This is a genomic window from Streptomyces shenzhenensis (assembly GCF_021462265.1).
In the GTDB taxonomy this organism is placed as follows: domain Bacteria; phylum Actinomycetota; class Actinomycetes; order Streptomycetales; family Streptomycetaceae; genus Streptomyces; species Streptomyces shenzhenensis.
Window position 1 is genome coordinate 44,008 of the sequence record NZ_JAJONF010000051.1, and the last position, 21,647, is coordinate 65,654.

The window sequence follows — 21,647 nt, forward strand, 5'->3', positions numbered from 1 at the left end:
GGCGCTGCCTCTCGCCAGCGATACTAGTGGGACAGATCATGGCATTCCGGATCCGGCGCCCATGTGGTGAACACGTGGCGAATTCGCCGGCCGAGATGACACCGACGGGTCAGCCGGGCCCATGACCGTGAGCGTCCGCGATCCGAGCGCCCGCGGCCTCAGGCGGCGCCGAGCGCGCACTCCGCCCAGATGACCTTTCCCTCCCGGAGGTAGCGGGTGCCCCAGCTCCGGGTCAGCTGGGCCACCAGGAAGAGGCCGCGGCCGCCCTCGTCGGTGGTGGCCGCCCGGCGCAGGTGCGGGGCGGTGTTGCTGTGGTCGGAGACCTCGCAGATCAGGGTGCGGTCGTGCAGCAGGCGTACGCGCACGGGACCGGAGCCGTGGCGGATGGCGTTGGTGACCAGTTCGCTCAGCACCAGCTCCGCGGCGAACGCGGTCTCCTCAAGTCCCCAGTCGGCCAGTCGGCGCAGCGCCGACGAGCGGACCTCGCTGACGAGGGACGGGTCGGCGGGCAGGTCCCAGGTGGCGATCCGGTCGGGGGCCAGGGCACGGGTACGGGCGACGAGCAGGGCGATGTCGTCATCCGGGTGGACCGGAGCCACGGTGTCCAGGACCGTCTCGCAGATCTCCTCGGGCGTACGGCCCGGGTGGGCGAGGGTGTCGCGCAACCGGCCGAGAACCACGTCGACGTCGCGGTTCCGGCCCTCGATGAGCCCGTCGGTGTAGAGGACCAGCCGGCTGTCCTCGGGGAGGTCGACGTCGACCGCTTCGAAGGGCAGGCCGCCGAGGCCCAGCGGGGGCCCGGCCGGCAGGTCGGGGAAGCAGACCGTGCCGTCGGGGAGGACGAGCGCGGGGGGCGGATGCCCGGCCCGGGCCATGCTGCACTGCTGCGTGGTCGGGTCGTAGACGGCGTACAGGCAGGTCGCGCCGATGATGCCCGCCTCGCCCGTGGCGGGAGCCTCCCGGTCCAGGCGGCCCACCAGGTTGTCGAGGTGCGTGAGCACCTCGTCGGGGGAGAAGTCGAGTTCGGCGAAGCTGCGGGCGGCGGTGCGCAGCCGCCCCATGGTGGCGGCCGAGAGCATCCCGTGCCCCACCACGTCACCGACCAGGAGGCCGACCCGGGTGCCGGAGAGGGGGATGACGTCGTACCAGTCGCCGCCCACGTCGGACTCCGCGGGCAGGTAGCGGTGCGCCACCTCGACGGCGTCCTGGTCGGGCAGGCCCTGCGGGAGCAGACTGCGCTGCAGCGCCAGGACCATGGTGCGCTCCCGCGTATAGCGGCGGGCGTTGTCGACGGACAGGGCGGCCCGGCCGGCGAGTTCCTGGAGGAGCGAGCGGTCGTCGTCGTCGAAGGGGGCGGAGTGCTGCCCGCGGTAGAACGCGGCCACGCCGAGGATGACGCCGCGGGCCACGAGGGGGACGGCGACGAGGGAGCGGACGTGGCTCAGCAGTGCGTCCGTGTGCTGCGGGTCGTGGGCGAGCCAGCCCATGGCTGCCCTCAGGTCCGGTTCCAGCACCGCCTGCCCGCTGGTCAGGCAGCGCAGCTGCGGCGTGGCCGGGCCGTAGTCGACGCGCTTGCCGACCGGGTAGAAGGGACAGTCGTCGGCGATGCCGTGGACCACCGTGCGATACAGGTCCGAGAAGGGGTCGGCGGCCTCCTCGCCCCGCAGTACGGCCTCGGGCAGGTCGATCGTGACGTGGTCGGCCAGCCGTGGCACCGCCGTCTCGGCGAGCTCCTCGGCGGTACGGCGCACGTCCAGGGTGGTCCCGACGCGCGTGCTGGCGTCGCTCAGCAGCTCCAGGCGGCGCCGGGCGGCGAGCGCGTACCGGCCCACGTGCGGCTCTCCCACCAGCACCAGCCCCCTGGCCGGCGGACCTGCCGGGGTCGGTGCGTCCGGACGACCGCCCACCGCCGCGCCGGTGCCCCCGCCCGGCTCGACCGCCATCGTGCCGGCGCCGCGCGTACCGGCTCGCAGGGGCACGGGCCCGGTCGCCGCGGGAAGGGAAGGCGGGCCGGGTGCCGCGGGGACGGGTGCCGGGACGGGTGCCGGGCCTGTCGCGGCCACGGGAACGGCCGTGGACGGCGGAACGGTGAGGACGACGGACGTCGCCTGGACGCGCGTGACGGCGGCTTCCGCGGCCGTGGCGGACCCGGCGGTGGCGCGGGCGAAGCCGGTGGGGGCGAGGGCGAGGCGCGGTTCCTCGGCGGGCCACGCGATGAGGAGCGGCTCGTACGGTACCGGGCCGGGCAGGACGGCCTCGGTGACGAAGCCCTCCACCCCCGTGGGGGTCGTCATCGGACGGCTCACCAGCGTGACCTCCCGGCCGTCGGACAGGACCACGCGGACCGCGGCCCGCTGTGCGCGGGAGATCAGCTGGGCGGCCTTTTCCCGCAGGATCGCCTGGTCGCCGGGGCGTATCCCGGGGCCCAGGTCGCCGACCCCGACGCTGTGGTGCGGCAGGGCGGCGGTCTCGGCGCGGGTGTCCAGGTACGCCCGCAGCAGGGCGCGCTCGCGTTCGGAGCTCTGTCCGAGCAGCCGCCTCTCGACGGCGTGGGCCGCCCGGCGTATCACCGTGGCCAGCGCCGGGTCCTCGACGCCGCGCGGGTAGCCGAGGCACAGAACGCCCTCGATGCGGCCGCTGATCGGGTCGCGGACCGGAACGGCCCGGCAGGCGTTGCCCTGCGAGCGTTCGGCGAAGTGCTCGGCGCCGTAGACCTGGACGAGTTGCCGCTCGGCCAGCGCGAGCCCGATGCCGTTGGTGCCGGCGTACTGCTCGGCGAAGACGAACCCGGGGACGCGCTGGAACGCCGGGAGGGTCCTGGCCAGGGACGGCTCTCCGAAGCGGCGCAGCAGCACGGTCCCGTTCGCGTCCGCGAGGGAGATGTTCATCCTGGTGCCGGCGAACCAGGACTGCAGCCGGTCCAGCACCGGCACGGCCGCGCGGACGATCCGGGAGTCGTGCTCGAAGTCCTGCAGGAAGGGGAGCCCGGGCTGGTCGGGGGAGAGCCCCAGGGCCCGGCAGCGCTGCCACGAGTGCCAGATGGGGACGCGGACGCCGGCTTCGACCGCCTCGCCCTGCAGAAAGCGCTCACGCGAACGGGCGGGCCCCTTGCCGTCCGTCGCTGTCGCTTTCCCGCCACCCCGAACCACGCTTCGCCTCATTCGCTCCCGCAGAATCCGTTTCCCTACCATAAAAGGATATACGGTGCATTACAGACATCGTCCATTCGGTGTCACAGAACGGCGACCGGGTTGACCGGCGAGCCCGTCCCGCCCGGGATATCCAGCGGCGCCACGACGAGCAGGAACTCGTGCCGTCCCGCCCGGGCCGTCGCGGCCGCCAGTGCCTCAAGGCCGAGGTTGTCCAGGAGCGGCACCCCCATCGCGGCCAGCAGCAGGGCGTGGACGGGCGAGTGCACGCCGTCCACGGGGGAGGGCCGTACGTCACTGTCGCCGTCCCCGCCGAGCAGCGCGATGCCGCGCTCGGCCAGCAGCGGTACGGCGTCCACGTGGAAGCCCGCGCAGGCCGTGTCCGGGTCCCAGGCGCCGAGGTCCGCGCGGCGGCGGGCCTGCCCGGAGCGCAGCAGCACCGCGTCGCCCTCGCCGATCCTGACGCCGAGCGCCCGCTCCGCGGTGATGACGTCCGCCGCGTGCACCGCCAGCCCCGGCTCCAGCCAGCGGACCCCCAGGACGGCGGGGAGGTCGAGGAGAACGCCCCGGGTGACGAGGGGGCCGAGCGCCGACACCGCCGCGAACCGCGTCCCCGCCGCACCGACGGCCTCCCTCGCCGGCCGGCCGCCGTAGAGCTGTCCCCGGTAGGAGACATGGCACAGGGCGTCGAGATGGGTGACGGCCTTGCCGTGGTAGTCGGCGGCGATGAAGTCCTTGTGGGTGGCGGGCTCCGGGCTCTGCACGTCACCGAGATCGGTCATGTGGTGCAGGGCGGGCCGGGGGTTGTCGGGGCCGGGCACGGTGTTCCAGGGCAGCGCCAGCGGTACGACCTGACCGGACCGCACCGCACCCGTGGCCCGCCGCACGTGCTGCGCGGTCACCCGGTTCCAGGCGCCGCGGTCGGCCGGGGTCCAGCGGCCCCAGGTGCGGACCGCCGCGAAGAGCGTGTCGAACTCCCGGCGGGAGACGGCGGGCCCGTTCCCGGCACCGGCCGGCCCCGGATCCGGACCGTCCGCGGGGCTCGCGCTCGCGTTCATCCGTGTTCACCGTTCCCAGCGTCGGGCTTCCAGCCTCGCACGACCCGCGCCGGCCCGCCGGGTCCGCAGGGCCGGTCGCACGGCGGGCAGAGCCGCGGCCCGGACCGTAGATTGAGGAGGAAGCCGTTGAGGCGGGAAGGAGCGTCAGCGGTGGCATCGCGGGTTGATCACACGGCGCTGTTCGCCGCGACACCGAGCCCGTATCTCGTGCTCGGCCCCGACCTGGTCATCGTCGATGTGAACCGGGCCTATCTGGCGGCCACCCGGCGCACCCGGGAGGACCTGGTCGGGCGGCACATCTTCACCGCGTTCCCGGACAACCCCGCCGACCCCGACGCCGACGGGGTCCGCAATCTCGGCGCCTCCCTGCACCGGGTCCTCGCCACCGCCCGGCCCGACACGATGGCGCTGCAGAAGTACGACATCCCCGTCATGGGGAGGCCCGGGGCCTTCGAGGAGCGCTGGTGGTCCCCGGTGAACACCCCCGTGCTCGGCCCGGACGGGCAGGTGGCCTACATCATCCACCGGGTGGAGGACGTCACCGCGTTCGTCAAGGAGTACCGGGCCGCCCGTCCCCACGGCTTGCAGGCGGGGGAGCGGCCGGAGGAGACGCAGGCGCTGGAGGCGGAACTGTACGCGCGGGCGCGGGAACTGCAACGGCTCAACGAGGAGCTGCGGCAGGCCCACACCCGCGAACGCGAGGTCGCCTTCATCCTGCAGGAGGCCATGCTCCGCGTCCCCGACCTGGCCCACCACCGGGACATCGCGGTGCGCTACCTGCCCGCCACCGGCTCCCTCAACGTCTGCGGTGACTGGTACGACGTCGTCGACATCCCGCCCGACCGGTTCGCCGTCGCGGTCGGCGACGTCATCGGCCACGGCCTGGAGGCGGCGGCCGTCATGGGCATGCTCCGCAGCGCCCTGTCCGCCGCCGTCCGGGCCCTGGAACGTCCCGCCCAGGCCCTGGAGGTCCTCGGCCTGTACGCCAGGTCGGTCGAGGGGGCGCTGGGCACCACCGTCGTCAAGGCCGTCGTCGACCTGCGCAGCCGTCTGATCACCTACAGCAGCGCGGGCCACCCGCCGCCGATGCTCATCCACCCCGACGGCAGCTGCGAACTGCTGGACCAGGCCACCGACCCACCGCTCGGCGCCCGTCCGCACCACGTCCCCCGCCCGCAGGCGAGCCTGGCCTACAGACCAGGCGACACCCTCGTCCTGTACACCGACGGGCTCATCGAGCGGCGGGACCAGGACATCGATGTCGGCCTGAATCAACTGGCCCATGTCCTCGGCGAGTTCAACCATCTGGGCACCGAACAGCTCGCCGACACCGTCCTGGCCCGCCTGGGCGTCGCCAGCGGCGGCCTGGACGATGTCGCGCTCATCGTCGTACGGCTCTGAGCCGTACGGCTTCCAGCCGTAGGACTCCGACGGGGGAGCGGAGTTCCTAGCGGCCGGCGCGCACCCCGTCCAGGGCGATGCCGAGGACGCGGTCGCGCTGGGCGTCGTCGTCGAAGGCCGTGGCCGTGATGCCGGAGACCATGCGGAGCAGGTCGCCGATCTCCATGTCGGTGCGGACCGCGCCCGCCTTCTGGGCCCGCTCCAGCAGCGGGCCGCCGGCCGCGTACATCGAGTCACGGCAGGCCTGGAAGATCTCCGACTCGTCGTTCAGGGCCTCGCGCACCGCCCGCTTGGTGACCATGTAGCCGGTGAAGCGGTCCAGCCACGAGGTCAGCGCCTGCCACGGCTCCAGCTCGGCCAGGTCCACGGAGGCCCGGCACAGCGCGTTGACCTCGTCCGCGTAGACGCTCTCGAAGAGGTCGCGGCGGGTGGGGAAGTTCCGGTACAGGGTGCCGATCCCGACCCCCGCGCGGCGGGCGACGTCCTCCAGGGAGACGTCCGCGCCCCGCTCGGCGAACGCCTCGCGGGCGGCCGTGATCAGCGCGTCGTAGTTGCGGGCGGCGTCCTTACGGTGCGGTCTCCGGGACGCGACGATTCCACTGACGGGGAACGGACTGTCCGTCACTGCTGCCTCCCGCGTGACAAGGGTGAACCGGAGGGATTCCTCGACTTCGGTTGAAGCGGAGGGTGGCCTCCAGTAGAGTGGAGGGGTACCTCCACTTTAGCAGTGCGGAGCGGCAACGCCATGGCCGGACGCGGCCCGGCCTCCGCCTCCCGCGCGCTCACCGGCATCTCCGTCACCTTTCCTCTGCTTTCCCCTGCTTCCCTTCCGTTTTTCCCCCTGCTTCCCTCCTTTTCCCTCCTTTTCCCTCCGTTCCGATTTCGGAGAGGTTCTTCATGCCCCGGAAGTCCACCCGCCTCACCTTCGCGGTCCTCGCGACCGGTGCCGGCGTGTTCTCCATGCTCCAGTCGCTGGTCGCACCGGCCCTGCCGACCGTCCAGCACGCCCTGCACACCTCCCAGTCCACCGCGACCTGGGTGATGACGGCCTACCTGCTGTCCGCCTCGGTCTTCACCCCGATACTCGGCCGCGTCGGCGACCTGACCGGCAAGAAGCGCACCCTCGTCGCCGTCCTGCTGGCCGTCCTGGCCGGCTGCCTGCTCGCCGCACTCGCGCCGAACATCGGCGTCCTGATCGTCGCCCGGGTCGTCCAGGGCATCGGCGGCGCCCTGTTCCCGCTCTCGTTCGGCATCATCCGCGACGAGTTCACCGCGGCCGAGGTCAGCGGCAGCATCAGCAACCTGTCCGCGGTGATCGCGGCCGGCGGCGGCGTCGGCATCGTGGCCGCGGGCCCGATCGTCTCGGCGCTCGACTACCGCTGGCTGTTCTGGATCCCGGTCGGCGTGGTCGCGGCGACCGTCCTGATCGCCGCCCGCTACGTCCCGGAGTCGCCCAAGCGGGCCGCGGGCAGCGTCAGCTGGCTCGGTGCCGGACTGCTCTCCGCCTGGCTGGTGGCGCTGCTGCTGCCGCTGAGCCAGGCCGGGCAGTGGGGCTGGGGCTCGGCCAGGGTCCTCGGCATGTTCGGCACGGCGGTCGTCCTGTTCGCCGTCTGGCTGCTCGCCGAGGCCCGCTCCGCCACCCCGCTGATCGACCTGCGCGTGATGCGGCAGCGCGCCGTCTGGACCACGAACACGGCCGCCCTTCTCTTCGGCGCCGGCATGTACGCGATCTGGTCCTTCCTGCCCGGCTTCGTCCAGACCCCGGCCTCGGCCGGATACGGCTTCGGTGCCACCGTCACCGAGTCCGGCCTGCTCATGCTGCCCATGCTCATCGCCATGTTCCTCTCGGGCGTCATCGGCGGCCGCCTCCAACACCGCGTCGGCGCCAAGGCGCAGCTCACCGCGGGAGCCGCGCTCGGCGCCCTGGCCTGCGGCTTCCTCACCCTCTGGCACGACCAGCAGTGGCAGATCGGCGTCGTCGCGGGCCTGTTCGGCCTCGGTATCGGCCTGGCCTTCGCCTCGATGGCCAACCTCATCGTCGGCAGCGTGCCGCCCGAGCAGACCGGCGCGGCGACCGGCATGAACGCCAACATCCGCACCATCGGCGGCTCGATCGGCGCCGCGCTCACCAGCGTCCTGGTCACCGGCCGGCTCCAGCCCTCCGGGCTGCCGTACGCCTCCGGCTACACCCACGCCTGGGCCCTGCTCGCGCTGTTCTGCCTGGCCGCCGCCGGGGCCGCCCTCCTCGTCCCGGTCCGCCGCGCGAGCCGCGCCGCCGGCCCGGTCACGGAGCGGACGGCGGCAGCACCCGCACGCGTGCGGTAGTGTTGACCTGCGTGATCACGTGGACCACCGCGTGACCCCGCAGCGGGACGTGGCGCAGCTTGGTAGCGCACTTGACTGGGGGTCAAGGGGTCGCAGGTTCAAATCCTGTCGTCCCGACTGGAGACAGTCGCAGTTCAGGGCCGGTTTCGGAGGCATCCGAAACCGGCCCTTGATCATTCTTGGGGACCAGTTGGGGACCGGCGCCCTTGACCGGGGGCAGCAGGTCACGACGATCGGGCTCGGGCAGCGAGCGGGGTGCGCGCAGCATGCTGAGGTGTGCGGAGAGCGCCGCCCCGGCGGCCGTGATCTTGTGTACGTCCGGGTGCGGGTAGCGCTGAGTGGTGGTCAGGGATCCGTGGCCGGCGGTGCGTCGCAGGAGCGTTTTCAACTCCAGGCCGCGCAGGGCGAGGCCCATGTTCGCTGCGCCGTATTCGGCGAGCTTCATGATGGCCGGCGACGGGCTCAGGCCGGCCTGTGCGGCCTCGATGATGGCCTGGAGCCATTCCTGCGCTTCTTCGCTGTCTTTTCCCTCGGACAGTGGCAGGCGGCGCTTGCTGGTCGCATGGCCGCTGCACTCCCCGGCCCCCAAGCGCCGATGCGGGCGGTTCAAAGGGGCGGGCGGCCGCCCGGGCGCGACGGCTGTGAGCCGCGGGACCGGGCGGCCGGTGAGAACCGGAGGCTCAGAGTCGGTCGAGGATGCTCTGCAGCTGCTTGACCTCCGTGGACTGGCCCGTGGCGATGTCGCCCGCCATCTTCTTGGCGTCGGCGTTGTGGCCCTTTTTCTGCTCGTCCTTGGCCATGCTGATCGCACCGTCGTGATGCTGGATCATCATCTGGGCGAACATCTTGTCGAACTCGGCGCCCGTCATGGACTTGAGCCCCTTCATGTCCTTGCCGGACATCATGCCCTCGCCCATGCTCATCCCGGGCATGTCGCCCATGGCTTCCGGCTTGGCCCACGACTGCAGCCAGCCCTTCAGGGTCGTGATCTCGGGATCCTGAGCCTTCTCGATCTTCGCGGCGATGTTCTTGATCGCCGAGTCGGAGGCCCGGCCGTTGGCCAGCTTGGCCATTTCCAGGGCCTGTTCGTGGTGCGGGATCATCATCTGGGCGAACTTGACGTCGGCCTCGTTGTAGACGCCGGTCGTGGACGTCGCCGTGGCGGAGGACGTGGTGCTGCCGTGGTCCATGCCGGGCATGCCGCCCATGTCGTCGCTGTTGCTGCTGCAAGCAGAGAGGATCAGGGCTCCCGCGACTATGACGCCCAGGGCGGCGAGGCGGGGGGTGGGCTTGCGGCGCGGGGCGCACGTGAAGGCAGTCATGGTCGATGTCACCTCGTGTGTCTGGTTCTTGTGGCTGTTTTGGCGCATGCGGCATCGCGGGGTCGCGCGTTGCACGCGACCGCCAGGACGGTTGGGCCTACAGCCGCAGAACCGACAACTGTGTGAGACGGGGACCGCGTGGAGGAGGGTTGGGCCGCAGCAGGACGGGAGCCTGGGCCAGGAGACGCGCCAGCCAGTCGGAGCGGCGGGTGAGTGCGGCGCGCAGAAGCGCGGCGAGGAACGAGGCTCCGAGCAGCACGGCCAGACACAGCGACAGCATGTCCATCGGCGGCGGAGGCATGTGAGCCGACGACGACCGGTCGGTGTTCATCGTCGGGCGCGCCCCCGTGGACGCGTCGGCCGAGCCGGCTTCGTGAACCGCCGGACCGTCTCTCAACGCGGCGGCCGGAGCGTGGGAGGGCGTGCCCATCCCGGTGGAAGGGGAGTTCGGGTGCCCCAGGGTGTGCATCACGAGGACGCAGACCGCGAGCACGACGACGAGCAGCAGGTGCCCGAGGGCGCCTGCTGTCCATACGCGTCGGCTCACGTCCACTGCGGGACCTCCGGGTCCGGCCGTTGTGAATCCCATGTGGATCTCGGCGTCCGAGAGTACAGAAGCGGACGAGGGCGTGCTGCGGGTGCGCACCTGGATGCCGCGTCAGTGGCTGGCGGCGGTGGCCGGCGGCCCCCGTCGCCGGTGTCAGGATCGGTGTGCCGACCGGAGTCGTCCACGCGGTGAGCTGGAGGGACCGGGCCTGGGTCCTGTAGGCCGATCTGTGTCCGTCAGCGGTGCACGGCAGCGATCACGCAGGTGTGACCTTGAGTGACAGTCGGCTGGGGACGTCGGAGACCCCGCCGGTGGACGGTCGGTGCTCAACGATGGTTGGTCATTTTGCTCAGAGACGAGTGGCCACCTCAGGCTCGACTTCGGCGTGGACGCGTCCCTGGCAGGCAGCCGACGGTGCCGCGTCATGAGCGGCAGGGCCTGCGCGGCCGCCTGCGACACCGGTCTTGTCGTCTCGTGTGGGCCGGTCGTCGTCGGGGCGGGCCGGATGGCCCCTGGGGCCTCTGCCGGCCCGATGGGAGTCTGGGAGCGGACAGGCCCCCGGCCTCACTCGGCGGCCGTGGGCGGACCGGCGGGAAGAGGTGAGGATCATGACCCGCAGGCGCACACGGGCGGCCACCGCCGCCTCCCTGGCCCTGGCAGGCGCGCTGGCCCTTGGGGCATGCGCGGCCGACGCCATCGGCGGCGGTAACGCCGGAGCCACCATCCCCGCGACATCGGCCGGTACGACGCCCGGACCGGGCGGTACCTCGCCCTCCGCAGGGCCTACCAGCGGGTGGGGCCCCGGCATGTGGGGCGGCACCCAGGGCCCCGGGATGATGGGCGGCCCGGGCTCGTGGGCGCCCGGCATGATGGGCCAGGGCATGATGGGCAACTGGTGGCTGGCGGGCAATGGCAACCGGGTACAGACCCTTGACCAGGCCCGTCAACGGGCGCAGGCGTTCGCCGACCGACTCGGCCTCAAGGCCGGCGAGGTGATGCAGTTCTCCCGGAACTTCTACGCCGAGCTGGAGACCAGCGGTGGCCGTATGGCCACTGAGGTCCTGGTCAACCCGGTCGACGGCGCCGTGCAGATCGAGTACGGGCCGGCGATGATGTGGAACACCGACTACGGCATGCGCTACGGCAGCCAGAGTCAGGTGCGAGTCTCTGCTGCGCAGGCCCGCAGCATCGCCCAGCAGTGGCTGCGCGGCCAGGGCACAGGTCTCACCGCGGGTGAGGCGGATTCCTTCCCCGGCTACTACACCCTGCACACCCTCAAGTCCGGCAGGATCACCGGCATGCTGTCGGTCAACGCCACCACCGGCCAGGTCTGGTATCACAGTTGGCACGGCGGCTTCGTGGCGATGAGCGACGGGTGACGAGTGCCTCTCGGGCCTCGGCAGGCGCAGCGCACCAGAAGCGTGACGACCGGTCGTGGAAGCCGGCCAGGCAGACCACGACGAAGTACCACATCGTCGCCCCGTCGTTTCCTCACGCCTGGCCCAGTAGGTCTGCGACTGGCCGTCTGTCGCTGGAGGTCACAGCAGGACGCTGTCGCGGACACCCCGGACCCGGCGGGCGCTCCGGCCGGTTTCGGAAACAGATGAGTACCGAGGAAGCGGACGCGCTACGCTCGGCGCTCCGAGCGGTGAAGAGGCGGAGCAGCGCATGATCACAGCCGCGGGGCTGGCCGGATACGCGGTCCTGGTGGGTGCCGTGGTGCCGCCCCTGCTGGCCAGGGCCTCGTGGGCGCACCGGGCGCCGGCTGCCGCGGTCCTGGCATGGCAGGGCCTCATGGTCACGTTCGTCGTCGCCACTGCCCTCTCTGTGTACCACTTGGTGACGGCCGAACAGCATGTGCACGACGGAATGATCGGGCTGCTCACAGCCTGCGGACTGCCTGCGGACGCCCCTTCGGCAGGCGGCGCCCCTCACCGTCGACGACGTCCTGGCGATCGCGGCACCCGTCGTGGTCATCCTGCTGCCGGTCGGATGGCTAGGCCGGTGCGCCTGGCGGGCGCGACGTGCCCTCAACCGGCAGCTGGACATGCTCACTCTCGTCGGTGAACCCGCGCCCGAGTACGGCGCCACGATCGTCGACCACGGCATTCCTGCCGTGTACTGCCTGGCCGGACGCCGCGCCCGCGTGGTCGTCACCAGCGGCGCGCTGGACGTCCTCAGCGAGGAGCAGTTGCGCGCCGTACTGGACCACGAACGCGCCCACATCGCGGGCAGGCATCACCTGTTGAAGATCCTGGTGGACGCGTTCTCGCGCGCGTTCCGCGGTCTGCCGCTCGCCCGGCACGCCAAGGAGCAGACGAACCTGCTGCTGGAGATGATCGCGGACGACCGCGCCCTGCGGCATCACTCCAGGGACGCGCTGGCGACGGCGATGTGCGAGGTCGCGGCGGGACGGGCGCCGGCGGCGGCTCTGGGTGCGGGTGGATCGGGAGTCCTCATCCGGCTGCGGCGCGTCCTTGCGCCGCAGCCCCGGCCGCACCGCGTGGCATGGCTGGGGATCGTTGGGGCCACGGTCGTGGCTCCGCTGCTGCCCCTGACGGTGGCGTGCGTGCCCTGACTCCTGTAGGACCCGCCTCACCTCAATGGATGTGCGTTTCGCGCAGTAGGAACACCTGACCGGGAGTACCGGCCGCCTGCCTGAAGGCGCCGGTTGGCCCTGGTGTCGTAGATGATCTTATTGCGTGGTCGGTGGCACTGGTCCGACGCCCGCGAGACGAGAGTTCCGTCCTGGGGGGTGAGCGTGGGTCCGATTCAGCCCGCCGGGCGCAACCCCGCCAGCGTGACCGTGACGAGCCGGTGGACGGCCGCCTCGGAGGGCAGGCCGCCGGCCGCCGTGAGGGCGTGCGGGCAGTAGCTCGCCAGCTCTGTCGGGGCGACGTCGTCGCGGAGCTCGCCGGCCTCGGCGGCCTCGGTCAGCAGACCTTGGAACAGCTCGACGAGTTGCCGCTGCGCCGGGGGCTATGTGCTCGGGGCGGTGCACGAGCGCCGCGAACTCCTGGGTGCCGTGGCGCCCGCGGTGGTGGCAGATGAGCGCGTAGTGCTTCAGCACCGCTGCCAGCCGCTCGCCCGCGCCACCTGGCCGGTCACGCAGGTCGGCGAGCTGTTGCAGGTGGCCGGTGACGTTCCGGTCGTGGTGGGCGATCAGGATCGCCTCGACGTCCGGGAAGTACTTGTAGAGCGTCGCCCGCCCGATGCCGGTCCGACACGCAGGGGACCATCCGTTTCGCCCAGGGCCTGTGCACGCTGCGGGCCACCGCGGACATGCTCATGCTGAGCGTCGAAGCCGACGACGAGGACACCCTGTGGCAACTCCAGAACGGCATCGCCGGACGCATCGAGAAGACCGGCCGCCGCGACCGGCTGAGGGTGACCTGGAGGCCGCTCCAAGCACCGGAGGACGCACCCGGTGAGGCCGCTGTCACTGCCCATGTGCCCGACGCGGGAGCCGGGAAGCGCCGGGGGCTCGGCAAGGCGGCAGGACTGGGCGCGGTCGTCCTCGTGGCCGTCGCCCTGCACCTGGGCCTGGGCGGAGCCGTGCCGGCCGCTTCACCGTGGACCAGTTGGGGCGTCAACGCCATCCTGGTGATCGTCCTGGTCAAGCTTCTCTTCGTGGGCGGTCATGTGATCCTGGGCCGCGCCGGCATACGCGCCGTCCATCGCAGGCGACAGCAAGGCGTAGTCCGCCGCCCGGACGCGCAGGACGTGCTCGGCGACCGGACTCGGTGACGACGAAAGACGCCCGGTCTTCTGACCCCGGCGCCTTTCGTCAACGGCATTGCCGACGTGCCTACTTGAAGGATCGGAGCCGCAGGCTGTTGGTCACCACGAAGACCGAGGAGAAGGCCATCGCGGCGCCCGCGATCATCGGGTTGAGCATGCCGAACGCGGCCAGCGGCAGGGCGGCGACGTTGTAGCCGAAGGCCCAGAAGAGGTTGCCCTTGATCGTGGCCAGGGTCTTGCGGGAGAGGCGGATCGCGTCCGCGGCCACCCGCAGATCACCGCGTACGAGGGTCAGGTCTCCCGCCTCGATCGCCGCGTCCGTGCCGGTGCCCATGGCCAGGCCCAGGTCGGCGGTGGCGAGGGCGGCCGCGTCGTTGACGCCGTCACCGACCATCGCGACCGTACGGCCCTCGTTCTGCAGTCGCCTGACGACGTCGACCTTGTCCTGGGGCAGGACCTCGGCGATCACCTCGTCGATGCCGACCGCACGAGCGACGGACTCGGCGACGAGTTGGTTGTCGCCGGTCAGCAGCACGGGCTTCAGCCCCAGCCCGCGGAGCTCGGCGACCGCCTCCGCGCTGGTCTCCTTGACCGCGTCAGCAACGGTGAGAACACCGCGTGCCTCGCCATCCCAGGCGACCGCCACCGCCGTGCGCCCCTCGGCCTCCGCCGCGGCCTTGGCCTCGGCCAGCTCATGGGGAAGCCCGATGACCCACTCCTTCAGGAGCTTCTCGCGGCCGACGAGGACCGCGTGGCCGTCGACGACGCCCTGGACGCCGAGTCCGGCGAGGCTCTCGAAGTTCTCCGGGACGGGCAGACTTCCGGCCCGTTCCACGGCACCGGCGGCGACGGCCTGGGCGATCGGGTGCTCGGAGGCGTGTTCCAACGCACCCGCCAGGCGCAGCAGTTCGTCCTTGTCCACACCCTCGGCGGCGTACACGTCCTGCAGGGTCATCCGGCCGGTGGTGACGGTGCCGGTCTTGTCGAGGACGACGGTGTCGACCCGCCGCGTGGACTCCAGGACCTCGGCGCCCTTGATGAGGATGCCGAGCTGGGCGCCGCGGCCCGTGCCGACCATGAGTGCGGTCGGCGTGGCCAGGCCCAGCGCACACGGGCAGGCGATGATCAGCACCGCGACGGCGGCGGTGAACGCGGCGGTGGCGTCCCCTGTGACGAACAGCCAGGTCAGCAGGGTGCCCAGAGCGATGAGGATGACGACCGGAACGAAGACGCCGGAAATCCGGTCCGCGAGCCGCTGTACCTCGGCCTTGCCGTTCTGCGCGTCCTCGACCAGCTTCGCCATCCGCGCGAGCTGGGTGTCGGAGCCGACCCGGCTGGCCTGGACGACCAGCCGGCCCCCGGCGTTCACGGTGGCTCCGCTGACCGTGTCACCGACCGTCACGTCCACCGGGACGGACTCGCCGGTGAGCATCGAGGCATCGACCGCAGAACTGCCCTCGACGACCGTGCCGTCCGTGGCGACCTTCTCGCCGGGCCGGACGACGAAGCGGTCACCGACCGTCAACTGCCCGACCGGAACGCGCACTTCATTTCCGCCGCGCAGCACGGTGACGTCCTTGGCACCCAGCTCCAGCAGAGCCCGCAGGGCCGCTCCCGCCCTGCGCTTGGACTTCGCCTCCAGGTAACGCCCGGCGAGGATGAACGCGGTCACGCCGGCCGCGGCCTCCAGGTAGATCGAGGAGGATCCGTCCGTGCGGGAGACGGTGAAGTCGAAGCCGTGCCGCATGCCGGGCATGCCCGCGTGCCCGAAGAACAGGGCCCACAGGGACCAGCCGAAGGCGGCGAGGGTGCCCATGGACACCAGCGTGTCCATGGTCGCGGCGTCGTGGCGGGCGTTGGTGAACGCCGCCTTGTGGAAGGGGAAGGCGCCCCAGACCACGACGGGTGCGGCCAGGGTCAGCGACAGCCACTGCCAGTTGTCGAACTGCAGGACCGGGACCATGGCCATCAGGATGACCGGCACGGACAGGACGAGTGAGACGAGCAGCCGCTGACGCAGCGAGAGCAGTTCGCCGTCCCCTGTATGAGCGGCTTCGGCCTCGGCGGTGTCGCCGGACGGGGGTGTGGGCGGCGGTGGTTCCTCGGCGGTGTAGCCGGTCTTCATCACGGTGGCGATGAGGTCGGCGACCTCGACGCCCGTGCCGTAGGTGACCTTCGCCTTCTCGGTGGCGAAGTTGACCGTGGCGGCGACGCCGTCCATGCGGTTGAGCTTCTTCTCGATACGGGCCGCGCAGGAGGCGCAGGTCATGCCGCCGATGGAGAGCTCCACCGCAGAGGTGGGGACAGGGGCCGTGCTGCTGAGTGTCGTCTCGGATGCCGTGCTGGTCATCGCGTATCTCCTGGGAGAGGCCGGGGCGTACGGGGTCCGTATCAGCGGAGCGGTACGTCCCGGCGCGGGGAGGTGAATCGCATGGTGCCGGGGCAGGAGGCCCCGGGAGCCGTCAGGCCCGGCCGACGAGCTCGTAACCGGCCTCGTCGACGGCCGCGCGGACGGCCGCCTCGTCGAGCGGGGCGGCCGAGGCGACGGTGACCTCGCCGGTCTTGGCGACGGCCGTCACGGAGGTGACGCCGTCCAGTGCGGATATCTCCTGCGAGACCGCGCCCTCGCAATGGCCGCACGTCATGCCCGACACCTTGTACACGGTGGTGACACCGATGCCCTGAACATCGGTCACGGCGCCCGAGCCGCAGGAACCGCTGCCGCAGCAGGAGCTGGAGTTCGTCTGTTCGGTCATGGCTTCTTCCTCAGGGTGTGGTTGCGTGGGGTCGGGTCCCGGGCGACGGGGTTCCCTCGACCTGTCCGACCGTGCCGACAATATACCCCCCAGGGGTATCCTTCGATCTGTAATGCCGGCCACATGGCTTCGGTTGCCCCATGTTCTGCTCACTAAGGTGCTTAGTACGCGGCGTGTTGGTCGCGCGCGTGCTGACGCAGGATCGGGCGCGTCTGCCGCACTTCCGTCAGTACCGGCGGCGTCTCTCGCCGTGGTGGTCGGAACGGGTTTCGGAGAATCCCGGCCGCTCCCGCCCGGCGGGCCTGCGGCTACGTCGGGCGGGCGAGAGCCCCGAGTGTGCGGTGCGCTCCGGAAGGTGTCCCACCCGACGTCGGTGTGCGGCGAGTCGTCCCAGTAGGTGCTGAACCGCGCGAGCGCTCCGCTCGCCACCGCGGCCGTCGGCCGGCTCATGTGGGGTATGGGGAAGTCGTCGTGGCGCTACTGTGCTAAGGAGATTCGTCATGATCGGCCGGCCGGGGGCTGATGGGCTCAGGGCGCCGGCCCCTCGCCTGTCAGGAGCCTCGGCGTGTGCCTGATCAAGAAAGTCCTCAACAGGAAGATCCTCGTCCCACTGGCCATTGCCGTGGTCGGGACGCTGGCGTTGCCTGCCTCCTGGGACCTTGTGGCCTTTCCTTTGCTGGTCCTGCTGGTCTGCCCGCTCACCGTGCTGGTGATGATGCGTGACCGGCGTACGGACGTGGACGTGTCCGTCACCGATGCCGAAGGGCCTGAGTCCGACCCGACCACGCTCACCGACGAAGCGATCGAAGGGCGGATCCGTGCTCTGCAGGCGGAGCTGCGTCACCTGAAGGCCACCCAGGCCCGCCGGGCAGAGGAGGCCGCCACGGTGCACAGCAGCCGGAACCCCGGCGGCCCGGACGAGCCCGGGCCGGCCACGCGGTCTTCCTGATCAGTGAATTGTGCGGGCCCGGTGCCTCAGCGCACGATCAGCGTCCCTTTCATGTTGGCGTGGTAAGTGCACACGAAGGGGTAACTGCCGCTCTTTGCCGGGGCGGTGAACGTTCCCGTCTTGCCGGGGGCGACGTTGCCGGTGTCGAAGGTCTTGCCCTGTGCGGCGGTCACGGTGTGTGCGGTGGAGTCGTCGTTGGCCACGGTGACCTTCTGGCCCGCCTTCACGGTCAGTGTGGTCGGGCTGAAGGCGAAGTTCTTCATGGTGATCTGCGGGGCCCCGGCCGTGGTCGCGGACGAGGCGGGGCTGGGGGCCGTGGCGGTGGACGTCGCTGTGGAGCTGCCGTTCCCGCTGGTGCAGGCGGTCGCCAGCAGCAGGGCGGCGGCAGCCGCCGACACCAGGGAAGCGGTGCGCCGGGGGTGAGGTGTGGACGACATGGGAGCACTTCCTTTGCGGTGGACCAGGCTGTGCGCCGGGCGGGCTCTCCGCTGTTGAGGGCGGTGGGTTCCCGGGGGGGCCGGCGCGGGGGAGGGGGCCGCGCTGGGCAGCCGGAGTCCCTTCAGGGACAGTGCGTTGACGGCGACGACGAAGCTGGAATGGGACATGGACAGTGCGGCGATCTCGGGGCGGAGCACCAGGCCGAAGGCCGGTTCGAAGACACCCGCGGCGATGGGCAGCGCTCCGATGAAGACCACCGGCAGGCTCAGCAGCAGCGCCCACACGTCCTCGCGCAGCCCGAACGGGACGGGTATGTCCAGCTTGAAGACGTCCCTGCCGATCGGCGGCCAGATCACGACGGGGACGGAGAAGAGCCGGGCGACGAGGAAGCGGCCGCGCATGTCGGCGACCATGGCCGCCATCCACATACCGCCGTGCCCGCCGTGGCCCATCATGTCGTGGGGTGAGGGCATGCCCTCCTCGTGCTCAGGAGCGGCGTGCTCGGCCGCAGCGCCCGGTTCGCGGATGTCTGCCTCATGTTCGTGCGCCTCATGTTCGTGCGCCTCATGTTCGTGGGGCTCGGCAGCGTGCTCGGCCGGTGCTGCCTCCAGGGCGAGTGGATCAGGCTCGGCCATCGGGTCGCAGACATGCGCCGGAACGGACTGGCCCGCGCCGTGGTAGCCGCACTCCTCGACCCGGCGGCGCAGCTCGGCCGGCGTGGTCCGCCGCGGATCGAAGACCACGGTCGCCGTCTGCGCCACCGGGTTGGCCTCCACGTCGAGGACGCCCGGCCGGCGTCCCGGAACGGCCGTGACGGTGCTCTGCTGGGAGGCCCACCTCAGCCCGCGGACGTCGAGCACAGCGGTACTGCGCTCCTTGGACGGGTACGCGTGAGCGTCGTGCGCCTCGTGAACTGAGTGGTCGGGCACCGTCGTTTCTCCTTGAGCGAGGGGGCGGTGGAGGCGGCCGTTGTGGTGGTACGCCGCGGGTGCGGGTGCAGGTGCCCCCGCCGGGGCAGACGCGGCGGCCCGGCGAGCAGGGTCAGGATGTGGGCTGCCTGGATGACGGATCCGGCGAGCGCCAGCCCGCTGACCAGGACGAGGACCCCGGTACCGGGGCCGGATGCCGAGCGCAGCCCCTGGTGGAGCGCGCCCGTCGCGAGTACGGCCGCGACGTCCAGGTTGTGGGCCGGGGCCTCGTAGCCTTCTGGTCCCATTTGATGACTGTGCCGGTGAACACGGCGAGGAAGGTGAGCAGGAACATGGCGCTGCCGGTGATCCGGTTGCCCTCGCGCGGTTTCTTGCAGGAGGCGTGGAAGAGCACCCGCGGCAGGTGGAGCAGGGCGAAGACGAACATCGCCTGCGCGGCCCAGTAGTGCGGTCCGCGGGTGATGCCGCCCAGTCAGACGTTCGTGACCAGGTCGCGCACCGACTGGTTGGCGTTCTCCGGGGTCGGCGAGTAGAACTGCGCCATGCAGACGCCGGTGACCGGCAGCGTCACGAAGAACACCGCGGTCAGGCCGCCCAGGACCTTGGACAGGTCCACGCCTTCCTTGTGCGGGGCCATCAGCGCGTCGTCGATGTGTCCGGCGACCTGGCTCTCGTAGGCGTTGTCGGCGATCAGCGCGACGGTCTGCTCGACCAGGACCGCCGACTCGTCGCTCTCCTCCTCGTGGGCCCGTACGACACCGGGTGCTGCCACGGGGAGCAGCAGGGCGACCGCCCCCGACACGATCCGGCCGGGCCTTCGCCGACGGGCCGGATTCCTGTGCATGACGGTCGACCTCGCTCATGGCGCTCTCCTGCGCTCACTGAGGAATGACGTCCGGGGCCCGCAGGGGGGTCCGCAGTCGGAGCGGGACGTGCCCGCTGGCTTCAGTGCTTGGTCAGGTCGGCACTTGAGGAGTGCAGCACCTGCCGACGACGTTGGTACTCCTCTTCGTCGATCTCGCCGCGAGCGAACCGCTCGGCGAGCAGTTGCTCGGCGGAAGGCGGCGTCGGCTCCGTCCAGGAGGTGGCGTGGTGCGAGCCGTCAGGCGCGGGCCGGAGGGCACGGAAGAGCAGCACCAGGACTGTGATGATCAGGCCGCAGAACACGATCATGCCCAGGGACGTGCCGAACCGTCCCCACCCGCTCGTGTCACGGTCGTACCAGAACATCATGGCGATCACTTCCAGGATCGAAGAGATGAACGTGGACTGCAACTGCCGCCGTCAGGGCAGGGGCGGTAAACGACCACCCTGCTCGTGCTGAGGGATTTACCGCATGGGCCGGGCGGCCCTGTGCGGGGGGACAGGTGGGCCCCGACGTGGGTGTGGGCAGACGTCTCAGCTGTCGCCCTCGCCGCACCGGGTCGATGCCTCCCCGGGCCGCGCCGGGCACGGGCGGAGACGGAGGGGCGTCGCTCGCCCGCGCGGTGCGGGACGGGCGGCCTAGCACTTCACCCGCGTCGACCTCGTGTGTCAGTCGGCCCCTGTCGGCCTGGCCGGACGGGTGGTGAGCGTCCGACGACCAGCCTCTGGTGCGCACCGGGATCAAGGCCCTGTTCCAGCCGACGCCGGGCGAGGACCTCGCCGGGGGGCCGAGGCCGCCCGCCGGGGCCTCGCCTCACTCGCCGCCGGGCGAACGCGAGATCACCCCCCGCGGCCGACCGGGCTGTTCGACGACGAGATCACCGCACGCTCCAGGTAAAGGTCTCGTCATGTGCGTCTCCTGTGCCTGAACGGCCCACTGTCCACGAACGTACTAAGGTCATCAGTAGATAATCCGTGTGACAACAAGGGAGAACTCCGTGTCCCGGCACCGCATTGCCCTCGTCCTGGCCTCGGGCGTCGCCTCGGCGTTGCTGCTCACCGCGTGTGGGTCGTCCAGCGACAACTCCGCGAACACCGGCGCGGCCGCACCCGTGGCCTCCGCGTCCGCCGAGACGACGAAGCCCGCCGACGGTGGCACGTCCACCTCAAGCAGCGGCACGGGCCATATGGTCAGCACGAACATGCTGATGTCCAAGACGATGTCCGGCATGGGGGCGGTGATCACCGACGCCCAGGGCTTCACGCTCTACCGCTACGGCAAGGACCAGGTGAACATGTCGATGTGCACCGGCAGCTGTGCAGAGACCTGGATGCCGGTCATGGCCGACGGCACCCCTCGGGGGATGGGGGTTCAGGCCAAGGTGGGTGTACTCACCCGCGACGACGGGATGAAGCAGATCACCCTCGCCGGCTGGCCGCTGTACCGCTACATGGGCGACACCAAGGCCGGTGAGATGAACGGCCAGGGCAAGGAAGGCGCGTGGTTCGCCGTCACGCCGGCGGGCAAGAAGATGGCCACCTCGGGGTGACGGGCGCTGCGCGCCCCGCGGCGGCCGGTCATGGGGCGATGTTGTGTACGCAGCCTGATTAGTAGTACGAGATACCCCAGCGGGTATAGTGGGCGGGTCGTGTCAGACAAGACAGGGTACGGAAAGCGATGACGACAGCCACAGACCGGCGGGCCGGGCTCCGCGGCAGCGCGGTGCGTGGCAGCGCGGTGCGTGGCAGCGCGGTGCGCTGCGCGCGGGCCGTCGTCGTCGTGCTGCTCGCCGCATTCGCCGTCCTCGTCCATCACGACATGATGTCCGCGGTCATGCCCGCCCACTCCATGAGTGCGATGGCCGGCACCTCCGCCGCCATGACCCCGACGGCCGCCTCGGCCGCGCACGGTGCGACCCTCAAGGCCGCGGACACGGCGATGGGCGATGACGGCGGTGCCTGCTCGGGTCCCGGCATGCAGCACTGCTCGGCCGGGGACGTAGGCACGGCGAAACTCCTGCCGCCGCCTGCCGCTGTCACCATCGTCCGTTCGGACGCCTTCCGTGGCACGCCTGCCCGGCGCGATCCGACCGGGACGTCACACCGTGCGCCACCCGATCTCTCCGTCCTCTCCCGGCTGCTGATCTAGGCCGGATCCCGCGAGCCGC

Annotated in this window: 22 protein-coding genes, 1 tRNA gene and 1 pseudogene; 9 read left to right on the top strand and 15 right to left on the bottom strand. The window is 71.3% G+C overall.

The annotated features are described in order from the left end of the window. Window positions 1-158: 158 nt before the first annotated feature. Window positions 159-3,149, bottom strand: a complete 2,991-nt coding sequence (locus LQ326_RS39825; protein ID WP_234543959.1) for a SpoIIE family protein phosphatase — start codon at window positions 3,147-3,149, stop codon at window positions 159-161. 83 nt (window positions 3,150-3,232) lie between these two features. Further along, the gene (locus tag LQ326_RS39830) at window positions 3,233-4,207 is read right to left on the bottom strand and encodes a cyclase family protein (RefSeq protein ID WP_234543960.1); all 975 of its coding nucleotides are present in this window, start codon (window positions 4,205-4,207) and stop codon (window positions 3,233-3,235) included. Window positions 4,208-4,357: 150 nt separating this feature from the next. On the opposite strand from LQ326_RS39830, the gene LQ326_RS39835 reads away from it, so the two are divergent. Continuing rightward, window positions 4,358-5,608: a PP2C family protein-serine/threonine phosphatase gene (locus LQ326_RS39835; RefSeq protein WP_234543961.1), complete on the top strand. Its 1,251-nt coding sequence runs from the start codon at window positions 4,358-4,360 to the stop codon at window positions 5,606-5,608. A 46-nt stretch (window positions 5,609-5,654) separates the two neighbouring features. Here the strand turns inward: LQ326_RS39835 and LQ326_RS39840 are convergent, their stop codons facing one another. Then, a complete protein-coding gene (locus LQ326_RS39840; RefSeq protein ID WP_181803373.1) occupies window positions 5,655-6,233 on the bottom strand; it encodes a TetR/AcrR family transcriptional regulator in 579 nt (192 codons plus the stop codon). A gap of 272 nt (window positions 6,234-6,505) precedes the next feature. Between LQ326_RS39840 and LQ326_RS39845 the strand changes: the two genes are divergently transcribed. Continuing rightward, window positions 6,506-7,933 carry an MFS transporter gene (locus LQ326_RS39845; RefSeq protein WP_234543962.1) on the top strand — a complete coding sequence of 476 codons (1,428 nt, stop codon included), beginning with the start codon at window positions 6,506-6,508 and terminating at the stop codon, window positions 7,931-7,933. Window positions 7,934-7,976: 43 nt separating this feature from the next. Then, window positions 7,977-8,050, top strand: a tRNA-Pro gene (locus tag LQ326_RS39850). Here the strand turns inward: LQ326_RS39850 and LQ326_RS39855 are convergent. From LQ326_RS39855 to LQ326_RS39865, 3 genes are all read right to left on the bottom strand, one after another. Then, window positions 8,016-8,522 carry a hypothetical protein gene (locus tag LQ326_RS39855; protein WP_234543963.1) on the bottom strand — a complete coding sequence of 169 codons (507 nt, stop codon included), beginning with the start codon at window positions 8,520-8,522 and terminating at the stop codon, window positions 8,016-8,018. The two genes, LQ326_RS39850 and LQ326_RS39855, sit on opposite strands and share 35 nt — an antisense overlap. Before the next feature lie 91 nt (window positions 8,523-8,613). Then, a complete protein-coding gene (locus LQ326_RS39860; RefSeq protein ID WP_234543964.1) occupies window positions 8,614-9,255 on the bottom strand; it encodes a DUF305 domain-containing protein in 642 nt (213 codons plus the stop codon). Between the two features lie 97 nt (window positions 9,256-9,352). Next, complete coding sequence (locus LQ326_RS39865) at window positions 9,353-9,802, bottom strand: hypothetical protein (protein ID WP_234543965.1); 450 nt, start codon at window positions 9,800-9,802, stop codon at window positions 9,353-9,355. Between the two features lie 608 nt (window positions 9,803-10,410). On the opposite strand from LQ326_RS39865, the gene LQ326_RS39870 reads away from it, so the two are divergent. Continuing rightward, window positions 10,411-11,181, top strand: a complete 771-nt coding sequence (locus LQ326_RS39870; protein ID WP_234543966.1) for a hypothetical protein — start codon at window positions 10,411-10,413, stop codon at window positions 11,179-11,181. Between the two features lie 668 nt (window positions 11,182-11,849). Continuing rightward, a complete protein-coding gene (locus tag LQ326_RS39875; RefSeq protein WP_234543967.1) occupies window positions 11,850-12,380 on the top strand; it encodes a M56 family metallopeptidase in 531 nt (176 codons plus the stop codon). A 194-nt stretch (window positions 12,381-12,574) separates the two neighbouring features. On the opposite strand, the gene LQ326_RS48950 is transcribed toward LQ326_RS39875, so the two are convergent. Then, entirely contained in the window at window positions 12,575-12,754 is a 180-nt protein-coding gene (locus tag LQ326_RS48950; RefSeq protein ID WP_372497076.1) for an SbtR family transcriptional regulator, read from the bottom strand. A gap of 312 nt (window positions 12,755-13,066) precedes the next feature. Here LQ326_RS48950 and LQ326_RS39880 point away from each other — a divergent pair, with 312 nt between their 5' ends. Then, a complete protein-coding gene (locus tag LQ326_RS39880) occupies window positions 13,067-13,549 on the top strand; it encodes a DUF2218 domain-containing protein (RefSeq protein ID WP_234543981.1) in 483 nt (160 codons plus the stop codon). A 61-nt stretch (window positions 13,550-13,610) separates the two neighbouring features. Here LQ326_RS39880 and LQ326_RS39885 read toward each other — a convergent pair whose 3' ends face one another. Continuing rightward, window positions 13,611-15,893 (bottom strand): heavy metal translocating P-type ATPase, encoded by a 2,283-nt coding sequence (locus LQ326_RS39885; RefSeq protein ID WP_234543968.1) that lies wholly within the window; start codon window positions 15,891-15,893, stop codon window positions 13,611-13,613. A 112-nt stretch (window positions 15,894-16,005) separates the two neighbouring features. Continuing rightward, window positions 16,006-16,299 carry a heavy-metal-associated domain-containing protein gene (locus tag LQ326_RS39890; RefSeq protein WP_234543969.1) on the bottom strand — a complete coding sequence of 98 codons (294 nt, stop codon included), beginning with the start codon at window positions 16,297-16,299 and terminating at the stop codon, window positions 16,006-16,008. A gap of 565 nt (window positions 16,300-16,864) precedes the next feature. Between LQ326_RS39890 and LQ326_RS39895 the strand changes: the two genes are divergently transcribed. Continuing rightward, a complete protein-coding gene (locus LQ326_RS39895; RefSeq protein WP_234543970.1) occupies window positions 16,865-17,248 on the top strand; it encodes a hypothetical protein in 384 nt (127 codons plus the stop codon). A 26-nt stretch (window positions 17,249-17,274) separates the two neighbouring features. Here LQ326_RS39895 and LQ326_RS39900 read toward each other — a convergent pair whose 3' ends face one another. From LQ326_RS39900 to LQ326_RS39920, 6 genes and pseudogenes are all read right to left on the bottom strand, one after another. Next, window positions 17,275-18,546 (bottom strand): cupredoxin domain-containing protein, encoded by a 1,272-nt coding sequence (locus LQ326_RS39900; protein WP_234543971.1) that lies wholly within the window; start codon window positions 18,544-18,546, stop codon window positions 17,275-17,277. Continuing rightward, complete coding sequence (locus LQ326_RS39905) at window positions 18,525-18,902, bottom strand: hypothetical protein (RefSeq protein ID WP_234543972.1); 378 nt, start codon at window positions 18,900-18,902, stop codon at window positions 18,525-18,527. The genes LQ326_RS39900 and LQ326_RS39905 overlap by 22 nt, the downstream gene beginning before the upstream one ends. 41 nt (window positions 18,903-18,943) lie before the next feature. Beyond that, window positions 18,944-19,042 (bottom strand): annotated as a pseudogene (locus tag LQ326_RS48955) (hypothetical protein); the annotation flags it as partial. Between the two features lie 45 nt (window positions 19,043-19,087). Next, window positions 19,088-19,459 carry a hypothetical protein gene (locus LQ326_RS39910; protein WP_234543973.1) on the bottom strand — a complete coding sequence of 124 codons (372 nt, stop codon included), beginning with the start codon at window positions 19,457-19,459 and terminating at the stop codon, window positions 19,088-19,090. Window positions 19,460-19,560: 101 nt separating this feature from the next. Continuing rightward, a complete protein-coding gene (locus tag LQ326_RS39915) occupies window positions 19,561-19,848 on the bottom strand; it encodes an SHOCT domain-containing protein (protein ID WP_234543982.1) in 288 nt (95 codons plus the stop codon). Between the two features lie 592 nt (window positions 19,849-20,440). Further along, on the bottom strand, window positions 20,441-20,710 hold the full coding sequence (locus tag LQ326_RS39920) for a hypothetical protein (protein ID WP_234543974.1): 270 nt from the start codon (window positions 20,708-20,710) through the stop codon (window positions 20,441-20,443). Here LQ326_RS39920 and LQ326_RS39925 point away from each other — a divergent pair. Beyond that, window positions 20,688-21,029 (top strand): COG4315 family predicted lipoprotein, encoded by a 342-nt coding sequence (locus tag LQ326_RS39925; protein WP_234543975.1) that lies wholly within the window; start codon window positions 20,688-20,690, stop codon window positions 21,027-21,029. The two genes, LQ326_RS39920 and LQ326_RS39925, sit on opposite strands and share 23 nt — an antisense overlap. A gap of 128 nt (window positions 21,030-21,157) precedes the next feature. After that, window positions 21,158-21,628: a hypothetical protein gene (locus tag LQ326_RS39930; RefSeq protein WP_234543976.1), complete on the top strand. Its 471-nt coding sequence runs from the start codon at window positions 21,158-21,160 to the stop codon at window positions 21,626-21,628. The last annotated feature ends 19 nt before the right edge of the window (window positions 21,629-21,647 follow it).